Source organism: Catenovulum agarivorans YM01 (assembly GCF_000281085.1).
GTDB classification, from domain to species: domain Bacteria; phylum Pseudomonadota; class Gammaproteobacteria; order Enterobacterales; family Alteromonadaceae; genus Catenovulum; species Catenovulum agarivorans.
This window is the reverse complement of sequence record NZ_JH767524.1, coordinates 4,863-18,283: the sequence shown is the minus strand read 5'-3', so window position 1 is coordinate 18,283 and position 13,421 is coordinate 4,863. Positions and strand designations below refer to the sequence as shown.

16 protein-coding genes are annotated in these 13,421 nt (G+C 41.4%); 14 read left to right on the top strand and 2 right to left on the bottom strand.

What is annotated here, in order from left to right; genetic code table 11:
• The 11 genes from rplR to rplQ all read left to right on the top strand — a co-directional run bounded on the left by rplR (position 1) and on the right by rplQ (position 5,943).
• Entirely contained in the window at positions 1-354 is a 354-nt protein-coding gene (gene rplR / locus WSC_RS0106230; protein ID WP_016955059.1) for a 50S ribosomal protein L18, read from the top strand.
• 9 nt (positions 355-363) lie between these two features.
• Complete coding sequence (gene rpsE / locus WSC_RS0106225; protein WP_016955058.1) at positions 364-870, top strand: 30S ribosomal protein S5; 507 nt, start codon at positions 364-366, stop codon at positions 868-870.
• Positions 871-875: 5 nt separating this feature from the next.
• Positions 876-1,058 carry a 50S ribosomal protein L30 gene (gene rpmD, locus WSC_RS0106220; RefSeq protein ID WP_016955057.1) on the top strand — a complete coding sequence of 61 codons (183 nt, stop codon included), beginning with the start codon at positions 876-878 and terminating at the stop codon, positions 1,056-1,058.
• Between the two features lie 3 nt (positions 1,059-1,061).
• Entirely contained in the window at positions 1,062-1,496 is a 435-nt protein-coding gene (gene rplO, locus WSC_RS0106215) for a 50S ribosomal protein L15 (protein WP_016955056.1), read from the top strand.
• Positions 1,497-1,503: 7 nt separating this feature from the next.
• Positions 1,504-2,832 (top strand): preprotein translocase subunit SecY, encoded by a 1,329-nt coding sequence (gene secY, locus WSC_RS0106210; protein WP_016955055.1) that lies wholly within the window; start codon positions 1,504-1,506, stop codon positions 2,830-2,832.
• A gap of 26 nt (positions 2,833-2,858) precedes the next feature.
• Positions 2,859-2,975, top strand: a complete 117-nt coding sequence (gene rpmJ / locus WSC_RS0106205) for a 50S ribosomal protein L36 (protein WP_016955054.1) — start codon at positions 2,859-2,861, stop codon at positions 2,973-2,975.
• Positions 2,976-3,074: 99 nt separating this feature from the next.
• On the top strand, positions 3,075-3,431 hold the full coding sequence (gene rpsM / locus WSC_RS0106200) for a 30S ribosomal protein S13 (protein ID WP_016955053.1): 357 nt from the start codon (positions 3,075-3,077) through the stop codon (positions 3,429-3,431).
• Positions 3,432-3,447: 16 nt separating this feature from the next.
• Complete coding sequence (gene rpsK, locus WSC_RS0106195; RefSeq protein ID WP_016955052.1) at positions 3,448-3,840, top strand: 30S ribosomal protein S11; 393 nt, start codon at positions 3,448-3,450, stop codon at positions 3,838-3,840.
• Positions 3,841-3,869: 29 nt separating this feature from the next.
• Complete coding sequence (rpsD, locus tag WSC_RS0106190; RefSeq protein WP_016955051.1) at positions 3,870-4,490, top strand: 30S ribosomal protein S4; 621 nt, start codon at positions 3,870-3,872, stop codon at positions 4,488-4,490.
• Positions 4,491-4,514: 24 nt separating this feature from the next.
• Complete coding sequence (locus WSC_RS0106185) at positions 4,515-5,504, top strand: DNA-directed RNA polymerase subunit alpha (RefSeq protein WP_016955050.1); 990 nt, start codon at positions 4,515-4,517, stop codon at positions 5,502-5,504.
• Between the two features lie 37 nt (positions 5,505-5,541).
• Positions 5,542-5,943, top strand: a complete 402-nt coding sequence (gene rplQ / locus WSC_RS0106180; RefSeq protein ID WP_016955049.1) for a 50S ribosomal protein L17 — start codon at positions 5,542-5,544, stop codon at positions 5,941-5,943.
• Positions 5,944-6,016: 73 nt separating this feature from the next.
• On the opposite strand, the gene WSC_RS0106175 is transcribed toward rplQ, so the two are convergent.
• Both WSC_RS0106175 and WSC_RS0106170 read right to left on the bottom strand, forming a co-directional pair.
• The gene (locus tag WSC_RS0106175; RefSeq protein ID WP_237716290.1) at positions 6,017-7,372 is read right to left on the bottom strand and encodes a sensor histidine kinase; all 1,356 of its coding nucleotides are present in this window, start codon (positions 7,370-7,372) and stop codon (positions 6,017-6,019) included.
• 95 nt (positions 7,373-7,467) lie between these two features.
• The gene (locus WSC_RS0106170) at positions 7,468-8,595 is read right to left on the bottom strand and encodes an ABC transporter substrate-binding protein (RefSeq protein WP_016955047.1); all 1,128 of its coding nucleotides are present in this window, start codon (positions 8,593-8,595) and stop codon (positions 7,468-7,470) included.
• 352 nt (positions 8,596-8,947) lie between these two features.
• Here WSC_RS0106170 and WSC_RS21990 point away from each other — a divergent pair, with 352 nt between their 5' ends.
• From WSC_RS21990 to WSC_RS25130, 3 genes are all read left to right on the top strand, one after another.
• A complete protein-coding gene (locus tag WSC_RS21990; RefSeq protein WP_016955046.1) occupies positions 8,948-11,569 on the top strand; it encodes a cellulase family glycosylhydrolase in 2,622 nt (873 codons plus the stop codon).
• A gap of 136 nt (positions 11,570-11,705) precedes the next feature.
• Complete coding sequence (locus WSC_RS0106160; protein ID WP_016955045.1) at positions 11,706-12,515, top strand: alpha/beta hydrolase; 810 nt, start codon at positions 11,706-11,708, stop codon at positions 12,513-12,515.
• A gap of 123 nt (positions 12,516-12,638) precedes the next feature.
• The coding region (locus WSC_RS25130) for a glycoside hydrolase family 5 protein (protein WP_016955044.1) at positions 12,639-13,421 on the top strand (783 nt) is incomplete at its 3' end.

Here is a 13,421-nt window from a genome sequence, read left to right as displayed (position 1 = left end):
ATGGATAAGAAAGCATCTCGTTTACGTCGTGCAACTCGTGCACGCGCAAAAATTAGAGAATTGGGTGCCAACAGATTGGTCGTTCACCGTACTCCACGCCACATCTACGCGCAATTAATCGCGCCGACTGGTGGTGAGGTATTGGCTTCTGCTTCTACAGTAGAAAAGACCATTCGCGAAAGCATCAAATACACTGGCAACGTTGAAGCTGCTAAATTAATCGGTAAAACAATTGCAGAACGTGCAATTGAAAAAGGTGTAACTAAAGTTGCATTTGACCGTAGCGGTTTCCAATATCACGGTCGCATTCAAGCATTAGCTGATGCAGCTCGTGAAGCTGGCTTACAATTCTAGGGGTAAACAATGGCTAATAATGCAGAAGTTAAAAACAACCCAGAGTTGTCTGAAAAACTAATCGCTGTTAACCGCGTTTCTAAAGTGGTTAAAGGTGGTCGTATCTTCAGCTTCACAGCTTTGACTGTGGTAGGTGATGGTAACGGTCGCGTTGGCTTTGGTTACGGTAAAGCACGTGAAGTTCCTGCTGCTATTCAAAAAGCAATGGAACAAGCTCGTCGTAACATGGTTACTGTACAGTTGAAAGGTCAGACGTTACAACACCCTATCAAGGGTCGTCACTCTGGTTCAAAAGTATACATGCAGCCAGCATCTGAAGGTACAGGTATCATCGCAGGTGGTGCTATGCGTGCAGTTTTAGAAGTTGCAGGCGTACACAACGTACTTTCTAAGTGCTATGGCTCAACCAATCCAATTAACGTAGTTCGCGCTACAATCAACGCTTTGGCTGATATGAAGTCTCCAGCTCAAGTAGCTGCTAAGCGTGGTTTAAGCGTTGAAGAAATTCTGGGGTAAACATCATGGCTGGTAAAACTGTAAAAGTGACTCAAGTCAAAAGTTCTATCGGACGTTTACCTAAGCATAAAGCAACGTTACGTGGTTTAGGTTTACGTAAGATTAACCACACTGTTGAATTAGAAGATACTCCTTCTGTTCGCGGTATGATTAATAAAGTTTATTATATGGTTAAGGTGGAGGATTAATACATGTATTTAAATACTCTTAGTCCTGCTCCTGGTTCAAAACCAAGCAAAAAACGTGTTGGTCGTGGTATCGGTTCTGGTTTAGGTAAGACAGGTGGCCGTGGTCACAAAGGTCAAAAATCACGTTCAGGTGGTTCTGTTAAGCCAGGATTCGAAGGCGGTCAAATGCCAATCCAACGTCGTTTACCGAAGTTCGGTTTTACGTCACGCAAATCTTTAGTTTCAGATCAAGTTACTTTGACTGAAATCGCTAAAGTTGAAGGTGATGTAGTAGACTTAGCTTCACTTAAAGCGGCTGGTTTGGTGAAGAAGCATATTGAGGCAGTTAAGGTTTTAAAATCTGGTGCTGTAGCTCGCGCTCTTACTGTAAAAGGTTTAGGCGTGACTAAAGGTGCACGTGAAGCGATTGAAGCTGCCGGTGGTAAAATCGAGGAATAATTGATCCATGGCTAAACCAGGACTGGAATTTAACAGCACGCAAGGCGGACTTTCGGAATTAAAACGTCGCTTATGGTTCTTATTTGGAGCATTAGTGATTTTCCGAGCTGGTTCATATGTACCTATCCCAGGTATTGATCCAACTGTACTTGCACAACTGTTTGAGCAACAAAAAGACACCGTGTTAGCAATGTTTAACATGTTCTCAGGTGGTGCACTTGAGCGCGCGTCAGTGTTAGCATTGGGTATTATGCCGTACATTACTGCATCTATTATTATGCAGCTGATGACCCATATTCACCCTACTTTTCAAGAGTTGAAAAAGGAAGGCGAGGCAGGTCGCAAAAAAATCAGTCAGTACACTCGATACGGAACGCTGTTGTTAGCGATTGCCCAGTCCACCACAATAGCCAATAGCCTGCCGAACATGGTTCCAGGCTTAGTGATTGATCCTGGCTTTACTTTTTACTTCACAGCTGTTGTGAGTTTGGTTACCGGTACCATGTTCTTAATGTGGTTAGGTGAGCAAATTACAGAGCGCGGTATTGGCAATGGTATCTCTATGATTATCTTTGCTGGTATCGTGGCTGGTCTTCCAACAGCTATCGGCCAGACTGCTGAACAAGCACGTCAGGGCGAGTTACCTCTGATTCTATTGTTAATCATAGGTATTATTGTTTGTGCGGTTACATATTTTGTTGTGTTTGTAGAACGTGGCCAACGTCGTATCGTGGTTAACTATGCAAAACAACAACGTGGTCGCAAGGTATTTGCAGCGCAAAGTACCCATTTACCACTAAAAGTGAATATGGCTGGTGTAATTCCACCAATTTTCGCTTCTAGTATTATGTTGTTTCCAGGTACAATAGCGACTTGGTTTGGCCAAAGTGACAGTGCATTTGCAGAAGCAATTGCTCAAATAGCCATAGTGCTATCACCAGGACAACCTTTGTATATGATGTTGTACGCTGCTGCGATTATATTCTTCTGCTTCTTCTATACAGCATTAGTATTTAATCCAAGAGAAACTGCAGACAACTTGAAAAAGTCTGGTGCATTTATCCCGGGTATTCGCCCAGGTGAACAAACCTCACGTTATATTGATAAAGTTATGACTCGCTTAACTTTAGCGGGGGCACTTTACATTACATTCGTATGTTTGGTTCCAGAGTTTATGATGGTATTTTGGAATGTTCAGTTCTATTTTGGCGGAACTTCATTACTTATCATAGTTGTTGTAATTATGGACTTTATGGCTCAAGTACAAACTCACCTGATGTCTAGTCAGTATGAATCTGTGCTGAAGAAGGCTAACTTAAAGGGTTATGGCCGATAGGCCGAACCCATTAACGGAGTTGGAAAATGAAAGTTCGTGCATCTGTTAAAACCATTTGTCGTAACTGTAAAGTTATCAAAAGACATGGTGTTGTTCGTGTGATTTGTTCATCAGATCCTAAGCACAAACAACGTCAAGGTTAAAAAATCGGACGAAATTCGTCTTTTTATTTGAAATCTAGTCTCGGCTTGAGTATCCTTACGGGCTTTTCGGCTGAGGCTAATAAATTAGGAGTGCGTTAAATGGCCCGTATAGCTGGCATTAACATTCCTCTACACAAGCACACAGTAATTGGTTTAACATCAATTTACGGTGTTGGTAAAACCCGTGCAAAAGCAATTTGTGCTGCATCTGGTATTGCTGAGAACACTAAGATTAAAGACTTAGATGAAGCTCAGTTAGACCTGCTTCGTGAAGAGGTTGCAAAGTTCACCGTTGAGGGTGATTTGCGTCGTGAAGTTTCAATGAATATCAAGCGCTTGATGGACTTAGGTTGTTTCCGTGGTCTACGTCATCGTCGTAGCTTGCCTGTTCGCGGTCAAAGAACGAAGACTAACGCTCGTACGCGTAAAGGTCCTCGTAAACCTATTAAGAAATAAGTAGGAGAAGTGAATAATGGCTAAAGCTCCAGCACGTAGCACGCGTAAGCGCGCAAAACGTCAAGTTGCAGACGGTATGGCTCATATCCATGCATCTTTCAACAATACAATCGTAACTATTACTGATCGCCAAGGTAACGCTTTATCTTGGGCTACTTCAGGTGGTTCAGGTTTCCGTGGTTCACGTAAATCAACTCCTTTCGCTGCACAGGTTGCTGCTGAAAGAGCAGGTGTTGCTGCTCAAGAGTATGGTTTAAAGAACTTGGAAGTATTTGTAAATGGTCCAGGTCCAGGCCGTGAGTCTGCGATCCGTGCATTAAATGCAACTGGATACAAAATTACAAATATTACAGACGTAACGCCGATTCCTCATAACGGCTGTCGTCCACCTAAGAAACGTCGCGTTTAATTGTGTTCCTCTGATAACGGAGAAGAAAGATGGCAAGATATATAGGGCCAAAACTGAAGCTCAGTCGTCGTGAAGGAACAGATTTGTTCTTAAAAAGCGGCGTTCGAGCAATCGATTCAAAATGTAATATCGAAACAGCACCTGGTCAACATGGTGCACGTCGTGGTCGTTTATCTGACTACGGTTTACAGTTACGTGAAAAGCAAAAAGTACGTCGTATCTACGGTGTATTAGAAAAGCAATTCCGTAACTACTATAAAGAAGCTGCACGTTTAAAAGGTAACACAGGTGAAAACTTGTTAAACCTATTAGAAAAACGTCTAGATAACGTTGTTTATCGTATGGGTTATGCTTCAACTCGTGCAGAAGCTCGTCAATTGGTTAGTCACAAAGCAATTACTGTTAACGGCCAAGTTGTTAACATTCCGTCTTTTTCTGTTAAGCCAGAAGACGTGGTTGCAGTTCGTGAGAAAGCTAAGAAACAAGCACGTATTCAATCTGCATTAGAGTTGGCTGGTCAACGTGAAAAGCCAACTTGGTTAGAAGTGGATGCAGAGAAGAAAGAAGGTGTCTTCAAGCGTTTACCTGAGCGTAGCGACTTGTCAGCAGACATCAACGAACAGCTAATTGTTGAACTTTACTCTAAGTAAAGTTAATAAAATAGAGAGGAAACGATGCAGGGTTCTGTTACTGAGTTCCTTAAACCGAGATTGGTAGATATCGAGAGTCTTGGTCCTTTTCGTGCAAAAGTGACTTTAGAACCGATGGAACGCGGTTTTGGTCATACATTGGGAAATGCGTTAAGACGTATATTATTGTCTTCAATGCCTGGTGCTGCGGTTACCGAAGTGGAAATCGACGGTGTACTACACGAATACAGCACCAAAGAAGGCGTTATTGAAGACGTAATTGAAATATTGCTTAATTTAAAAGGTTTAGCCGTCCGTATCGAAGAGAAAGACGAAGCGACACTGAATTTAAGTAAAAAAGGTGCGGGCCCTGTTACTGCAGCTGATATCACTCACGATGGTGATGTTGAGATCAAAAACCCGGATCATGTCATTTGTAACTTGACTGGTGACGCAGAGTTAAACATGCGCATCAAAGTTCAGAAAGGACGTGGCTATGTTCCGGCTTCTGCTCGTCGTTCCTCTGAAGAAGATGATCGTCCAATTGGCCGTTTGTTGGTTGACGCTTCATTCAGCCCAGTAGAGCGTATCGCTTATGCGGTAGAATCTGCTCGTGTTGAACAGCGTACGGACCTTGACAAGTTGGTCATTGATATGGAGACGAATGGTACGATTGAGCCTGAAGAAGCAATTCGCAGGGCTGCAACTATCTTAGCTGAGCAGCTAGATGCGTTCGTAGAATTACGTGATGTATCTGAGCCTGAGCGCAAAGAAGAAAAACCTGAATTCGATCCAATTCTGTTAAGACCAGTTGACGATCTTGAATTAACTGTACGTTCTGCTAACTGCTTAAAAGCAGAGCAGATCCAATACATTGGTGATCTTGTTCAGCGTACTGAGGTTGAGTTGTTAAAAACTCCTAACCTTGGTAAGAAGTCGCTTACTGAAATTAAAGACGTTTTAGCCTCTCGTGGCTTGTCTTTAGGTATGCGTCTTGAAAACTGGCCTCCAGCCAGTATCGCTGATAAAGACTAACCCTGTTCTACATAGTTATTGGTAGAAGGATAGCATTATGCGTCATCGTAAAAGTGGCCGTCAGCTCAACCGAAATAGCAGTCATCGCAGTGCAATGTTTAGCAACATGGCGGGCTCTTTAGTTCGTCACGAAGTTATTAAAACTACTTTGCCTAAAGCGAAAGAATTGCGTCGTGTAATTGAGCCGCTAATTACTTTAGCAAAAAAAGACAGTGTAGCGAATCGTCGTTTAGCTTTCGCACGAACTCGTGATAAAGAAGTTGTTGGTAAATTGTTCAGCGAAATTGGTCCTCGTTACCAAGCTCGCCCAGGTGGTTATACTCGCATTTTAAAATGTGGTTTCCGCGCTGGTGACAACGCACCTATGGCTTACATCGAGTTAGTAGACCGCCCAGCGGTTGAAGTTGAAGCTGATGAAGCTACAGAAGCAGCTGAATAAGATATTATATCCAGATGCAACACAAAGGGACGCTTAGGCGTCCTTTTGTATTTTTAGCATATAGGTTTTTATATTAATCCAAAGATGGAAACTTGATAATAAATCGCGTGCCTTGTTTCGGCGCAGAAACAAGTTCAATTTGCCCAGCCAATTTCCCTGAAACTAAGTTATAAACTGTCGATAGTCCTAAGCCCGAAGAACCGGCACCACGTTTGGAGGTGAAGAAGGGTTCAAATACTTGTTTTTGATCTTGCTTCTTTATACCCACACCATTGTCGCGGATCTCAAATACAAAATTATCACCTTGTTTACTTGTGATAACTTTTATCTCATTGTTTGCATTTTGCTCTGGGAATGCATGTTGAATCGCATTGGTAATTAAATTTGTGGTGATTTGTGCGATCACGCCAGGGTAAGTTTTAGTGATTAAATTTGGCTCTAAAGATAAATTAAGTTGAATAGATTGTTTTTTTATATGTGCGCTAATTGGGTTGACGACTTGAGCTAAATACAAAGACAGGTCTAACCCCTCTATTTTGTCACTTATTTGGTCGGACGTGGTGCGCTTAAAATCACGAATAAGCTGTGAGGCTTTATTTAAACTTTGTTCAGCTAATTGCAAACCGCCCCTTGTATCCTGAATAAAATTGTCGAGTTGGCTTTTTCCTAAAGTTTTATTGGTTACTGCTGACTGCAGTTTTGTTAGCGATTCTAAACAGTGAGTAACAGATGTTAAGCCTGTACCGAGTGGCGTGTTTACTTCATGCGCCACGCCTGCGATTAAATTCCCCAAAGCCGCCATTTTTTCCGTTTCAACCAGTTTGCTTTGAGTTTGTTTTAATTGGTTTAAGGTCGCTTCTAAATCTTTGGTTCTTTCTGCTACCAAAGCCTCTAGGTTTTGATTAATAGATATGAGTTTCTGTTCATACTCAGCTTTTTGTTGTGCACTGATTGCGCGTCCATACAAGTCGGCTATCGCAGATGCGAATACTTTCTCTTCTTCCCGCCAAATTCTATCTATTCCTCTATGTTCGCAACAGATAATGCCTATCATTTTTCCTTGATGGCGCAGTGGTACATCCAGCATAGAGGATATGTCGAGCGGCGCTAAATAGACTTCACTAAACTCAGCCGTCGCCACATGATTATGTGCATCGTCAGCTGCGATAGTTCGTTCACTATCAAGCGCTTCAAAATAGTTAGGGAATTGTTCGCGGGTTAGCAGGATAGTTTGGCTGGTTAATTCTCTGCCGGCATCAATGAGGAGTTTGCAACTGATACTATTTGACGAAGGGTCAAGTAGCCAAATGCCAGCGCGAGAAATGCGCAGGCCACGACAAATAGAGTCTAATATCAGCCTTGAAGCAGCAGTTAGATTACCATTGTCTATATCTTCGCTTTGGCTAATGTGTAAAAGTATTGATTCCAATAAAGCGTGCATAGCGCAGATGTCACTTGTTATTACCTTATATAAAAATAGAAGTGTTCGGCCGCTGCGTCAATGTAACAATTTAATGGCGAGAGTTATAAAGCTTCAGTCAGCTCGATAAGGGTTTCAATGTTGAAGTCATAATTTTGCAGTTTTGGATTTAAACATTTGCTCATTAACGCAAAATTCAGATTAGCAAGATTAGTGTGGGTAATATACTTAGTAAATTTTTCAACATTGCTTTTGTCAGTAAATGTTAGTTCAGTTTGGATTATTGGTTCGAGGTCATCGATAAAATCTTGTCCATGTAAAAAATCGTATAGCAGTAATAATGACCATGCACCTTCTAAAAAATGACCGCCGATTGACACATCAGCTTTGCCTTGACGAATTAAATCAAGCGCTTCAATTGTCCAATCAAATGTACCTATGCTGATTGGGTGGGTAATCTGCCGCTCAGCAATGTGATCGCTGGCTGCGCGAGCGAGTGTTGATGAAACTGTCCAAATAATATTGATATCAGGCACACGACGATACAAGGCGCTAATCGACTGATGTGCAGATGCGTAATTCCAATCAGTGTACATAGGTGAGGGAATTGCTAAGTTTTGTTCAGTTAACACTTGGTTTAAACCCGATACTCTATTTTCACTCACAGTACTGGCATGCGCGCCAGCTAAGGCAACAACAATAGGCTTAGTTGTGGATTTGTTTTTGTGGCGTATAAGTAATTCTTGCATTAGTTGATAACTGGCTAATTTGTCATTTGGCGTCATCAAAGCAAGCCAATATTGGTTGCGTTCGCGCGGTTGTTTAATTTTGTCTATTAGGTTTGCTTGTAGGCTGGTGTTAACAATAATGTGGTAGATATTGTGACTGGCTAATAAATCAAGCGCGCTTTCTTCGGCATTTAAAAATAAGGTAGTGAGAACCGCATCTGGTTTTTTTGCTTGTTCAAGCCGACGTTTTAACGTATCGGTAAAAATAAACCTATTATCTTGATGGTTGTTTAGATATAAAAATTCTACATAGACGTTTAGATCTTTCGCCGCTTCGGATAAAGCTGTGCTGTACATAGACCAGAACGAATCTTGCTCTGTGGCAGATACTACCGCAAGTACATGTAAATTTGGATTATGGGGTTTGCAGCTTGCTGATGCAGCTAGGCTAAAAAAGCATAAACTGCAAATTAGCAGCATCCAGCGTAGTAGCAATTTGTACATGTGGATTCTTTAATAAACATCTATAGTTTTAAGTCTAGCTGCAAATCAGCCGATTTCAATCAGCTAAAAAACTGATTGTAGCAGTGTTTTTTACCTATTTAATGAAAATGCATGCAAGTACAAATTTTTGTGTTAATGGTTGACGGTCATTTATATCTTACTGATTTTAAGATTATTAATTTTATTGGATGCAAGATTGTATTGTACACAAAAGTGCAAGTTTGGGTTCTATCGCTAACAAGAACGTTTTAATTAAGGTAAACGTGGTGGAGCAGGAAGTAAGCTCTAATCGCTAGGGTTAAATTTATGTTGCAAGTATGTTTAATGACAACACAAGGGTTGGAGCTTTATCGTGAAAAACACACAAACAACAAAATTTAAACTAAAACCGATTGCCCAATATTTAGCGCTGGGTTTAATTGCCGCAACTGTCACAGGTTGTGATTTAAGCACCACAGATGCTGATAAACACAATGGGGTGACTGAATATTTACCTGAACCTGAGCACAATATGGCCATGCCTAAAGCTGGGCAAGAGCAATATAGTGCGCTACGTCAACAAGACACCTATTGGGTAAATGAACAAGATCAAGTTGTATCTTTACGCGGTTTAAATCTAGGTAACTGGCTAATGTTAGAAACTTGGATGATGAATTCAGGTGAAAACCCAGTTGGTGAAGGCATTCACGACCAATGTAGTTTTGAAGGCAAATTAGTTGAGCGCTTTGGTGATGCTGAAACTGAAAGATTAATGGACTTGTACCGCAGCAACTACATTACAGATCGCGACTGGGACATCATGGCCGAAGCGGGTTTTAATGTAATTCGTTTGCCTTTCCCATATCACATTATTGAAGATGAGAATAACCCAAAAACTTTACGTGCAGATGCGTGGGAATGGTTAGATCTAGCAATTGCTGAAGCTAAAGAACGTGAAATGTATGTGATTTTAGATTTACATGGTGCACAAGGCAGTCAAGGTTGGGAGCACCATAGTGGTTGTGAAGGTAAAAATGAATTTTGGGGCGGCGACCAAGATAACCCTGACACAGCCTTAGCAGCGGAAAACCAAGACAGAGCAAAGTGGTTGTGGCAACAAGTTGCGACACGTTATAAAGATGAAAAAGCTGTTGCAGCTTACGGTGTATTAAATGAACCTTGGGGAACCGACGCAGACACGCTAGCTGAAGTTTCAATTGAATTGTATAACGCGATACGTGAAGTCGATCAAGATACTATTGTGGTATTACCGGGGCATAATTCAGGTACAGATTCATACGGCGATTTACCAGCGCAAGGAATTACCAATGCTGCATTAGAAATGCACTTTTACCCAGGTATTTTTGGCTGGGGTGAAATTGGTTATAAAGTTCACCGAGACTGGTTAACTTGTGGTTTGTTCTCAGACGAAGGTGTATGCGAGTGGCAAGACCAACTTAAAAAGCAACACAAGGTACCGTTTCTAATCGGTGAAATGCAACCTTGGACTGGTTTAGGTGAAACCGGTGGTGCAATTACCCGTGCTACTTTCGATAAATATAATGAAATGGGTTGGGCTGCAACTACTTGGTCGTACAAGGTTACTACTCGTGATGGTGGTCAAGGGCAAGGCACTTGGGGTTTAGTCACCAATAAAGGGGATAGATTACTCGCCAAAGCGGATACTTGGGCTTGCGCTGGCTGGGATAGCAGTTTCGCTGAAGCTTGTGGTTTAGGCACTAAAATTGTGACTCCTACAGACGATGACCAAACGTATCATTTGGTAATTAAAGTTGGTTCAGGTCGTTGGGGCGCACCAGATCCTTATCAAGTTGATTTACGCTTAGACGACATTCAACTTATTGCTCAATCGACCGAAACCAATGTTCTGGCAAATAGTTCATTTGATTCTATGGATTCTTGGTTAGAGTGGAGCGCAACTAATGATTCAATTGATGACGATGGATTAGTTGCACAAGTAAATACAGCCGAAGGTTCGGATAATTCTGCGCTTAACTTTACCGTATTGCCAGGCACAGAGTTTGCCAATGGTGGTGTTTATCAAACAGTTGAGCTTAAAGGTGGAGAATCTTATTTATTAACAGGCCATTTTGCTGATATGGGCTCTGTAAACACTTGGGCTGAAATCTACTTATTACCAGCTGCACCAGTTAATGGTCAAGACGTAAGTGGTTCGGCTATGCCAACCATAGATTTGAATAACTCAAGCCTTGAAGAGATCGAAAATTACTTCTCTATGCAATCGACCATTGAATACGATAAGAACCAATGGGTGATTGATGCATTAACCGAAGAAACAGCTCCAAAAATTTTAGATGTGCCATATCGACCAGTGAATTTATCTTTAGTTGAAGACGAGGAAAACAACACTATTGATTTAACTTGGAAAGCTGTTGATGGTGCTAAGTACAATGTATACCGTTCAGCAATATCTGGTGCAAGTTACCAATTGGTAGCGGAAGGTGTCGAAACACCTTACTACACAGATACGACTAAACCTGAAGGTGTCACTGGCTTTTATGTGGTAACTGCAACTAACGCTACGGATGAAAGTTATTACTCAAAAGAAGTTGCATCAGCATTTACTGCATTTGCTATCCCAGGGTTAATCCAAGCGGAGAACTTTGTACACCAAGAAGGTATGCAGCTTGAAAATTCACAAGACGATGGTGGCGGCCAAAATACTGGTCATGCAAACCCTGGTGATATCTTAGAATACACTGTTGATGTTGCAGAAGCAGGCGAATACACAGTTGAATTCCGTGTTGCAACCGAGCCAGGCTCACAAGGTTTTATCTTGCGTTTAGGTGAAACTGATTTAACCACAGTTGCAGTACCTGCAACCGGCGGTTGGCAGACTTGGATGACTATTTCAACGACAGTAAATATCACAACAACTGGCGAACAAAGTTTAGTGTTAGAAGCCGTTGATGATGAATGGAACCTGAACTGGTTTAGATTTACTAAAAACTAATAATTAAAAACAACACACACCAAAGCCAGCTTATTGCTGGCTTTTTATTTGGGGTTAGTGCATTAACACCAGTTGATTCGTTAATAGTTATCCAGAGTTCTGGTTAAATCGTCCAAAAATATAAAGGAAATTCATAATGTTTAAAACCAACTTGTTTGCCTTGCTGAGTTTATTACTAGCATCTATCGGCAGTGCAAATGGCCAAACTGAATATACTAGCCAAACGGATATTGCATATTATTCGCCAGCGCAAATTCAAGATGAATATCAAAACAGCCAGTGCAAACTCGATTTATACTATCCAACAAACAGCAAAAATTTTAAAACAGTTGTGTGGTTTCACAGTGGTGGATTACGCGGCGGCTATAAAGCTATTCCGGATGAATTAAAACAACAGGGTATAGCTGTGGTTGCTGTAGGTTATAGGTTGCATCCAAAAGTTCAAAATCCAACTTATATAGAAGACGCAGCAGCGGCGACTGCTTGGGTGTTTAACAATATAGAGAAATTTGCTGGCTTGACAAAACAAATATATTTAGCTGGCCACTCTGCAGGCGGGTATTTAACTAGCATGTTGGGGTTAGATAAAACTTGGTTAGCTAAACATAAAATCGATGCCAATCAACTGGCTGGATTATTTGCATTTAGTGGTCATGCCGTTACACATTTTACTGTGAGAGAAGAGCAAGGTATTGCAGATACCCAACTGGTGGTAGATGAATACGCGCCACTTTTTCATGTACGGAAAGATGCACCACCTTTATGGTTAGTCACAGGTGATCGCGAATTAGAAATGTTAGGTCGTTACGAAGAAAACGCCTTGTTGTGGCGAATTATGCAAGTGGTTGGGCATACCCAAACAAAAATATTTGAACTGGACGGGTTTCATCACGGCAATATGGTTCACCCTGCATACAGCATAATGTTGGAACATTTAAAGCGCTAAATCGAACGTTCTAATTTAGGTTTTGGCTGGTATTAGCACGCTAAATTGCAACCCCCTTGTTAATTTTATGTTGCGTTTAAACACAAGGAAAACGCATCACACAAATTAACCAATGGGGGTTTTATGCGACCATCGCACAACAAGGCAAGACAGCTGTTAAAAAAACTGATTTGTACTACGGCACTAACGTTTTTATTAACCGGCAGCTTGCATGCAAATTTTGTAAGAACAAACGGCACTAAACTAATAGACGAACATGGTAACCCACTGTACTTAAGTGGTATCAATTTAGGTAACTGGCTAGTATGGGAAGGTTACTTAATGATGGGCGACTTTAATTACCGTACCCACACGCAGTTTTTTAACGAGCTATCATCGGCATTTGGCAGTGCTGACAAAGCGGCAAACTTTGAATACCAATGGCGGTTAAATTATGTCGACGAACAAGCAATTGCTGATTTAAAAGCACTTGGTTTTAACTCGGTTCGTGTACCTTTTAACTACAACTTATTTTGGTGGAATGGCCAACTACGCGACAACGGTTTTGAATATTTTGACCGTGTTATTGATTGGTGCCGTACACGTGGCATGTACGTATTATTAGATATGCACGGTGCACCGGGTTATCAAAATCCAGGTGACCATGCCGACAATGTCAATTCGAATGCCAGTCAACCAAGAGACTCTGTTACTTTTTGGGATGGTAACAATGTGCAAATAGCCGCAACTATTTGGCGACATATTGCTAATCGCTACAAAGACGAACCTGTAGTTTGGGGTTACGATTTAATTAACGAACCAGTACCGCAAGCCGGTCGGGAATACGAGTTATTGCCATCGCTGGTAACTATGCGTAACGCGATTCGTGAAGTAGACAACAACCATATTATTGTTGCTGAAGGTAGC

Bases quoted from the DNA above. Each gene is read 5' to 3' on its own strand.
- WSC_RS0106185 (WP_016955050.1), top strand. From the start codon at position 4,515: ATGCAGGGTTCTGTTACTGAGTTCCTTAAACCGAGATTGGTAGATATC.
- WSC_RS0106170 (WP_016955047.1), bottom strand. From the start codon at position 8,595: ATGTACAAATTGCTACTACGCTGGATGCTGCTAATTTGCAGTTTATGC.
- rpsM (WP_016955053.1), top strand. From the start codon at position 3,075: ATGGCCCGTATAGCTGGCATTAACATTCCTCTACACAAGCACACAGTA.
- secY (WP_016955055.1), top strand. From the start codon at position 1,504: ATGGCTAAACCAGGACTGGAATTTAACAGCACGCAAGGCGGACTTTCG.
- rplQ (WP_016955049.1), top strand. From the start codon at position 5,542: ATGCGTCATCGTAAAAGTGGCCGTCAGCTCAACCGAAATAGCAGTCAT.
- WSC_RS0106160 (WP_016955045.1), top strand. From the start codon at position 11,706: ATGTTTAAAACCAACTTGTTTGCCTTGCTGAGTTTATTACTAGCATCT.
- rplR (WP_016955059.1), top strand. From the start codon at position 1: ATGGATAAGAAAGCATCTCGTTTACGTCGTGCAACTCGTGCACGCGCA.
- rpmD (WP_016955057.1), top strand. From the start codon at position 876: ATGGCTGGTAAAACTGTAAAAGTGACTCAAGTCAAAAGTTCTATCGGA.
- rpsE (WP_016955058.1), top strand. From the start codon at position 364: ATGGCTAATAATGCAGAAGTTAAAAACAACCCAGAGTTGTCTGAAAAA.
- rplO (WP_016955056.1), top strand. From the start codon at position 1,062: ATGTATTTAAATACTCTTAGTCCTGCTCCTGGTTCAAAACCAAGCAAA.
- rpsK (WP_016955052.1), top strand. From the start codon at position 3,448: ATGGCTAAAGCTCCAGCACGTAGCACGCGTAAGCGCGCAAAACGTCAA.
- rpsD (WP_016955051.1), top strand. From the start codon at position 3,870: ATGGCAAGATATATAGGGCCAAAACTGAAGCTCAGTCGTCGTGAAGGA.
- rpmJ (WP_016955054.1), top strand. From the start codon at position 2,859: ATGAAAGTTCGTGCATCTGTTAAAACCATTTGTCGTAACTGTAAAGTT.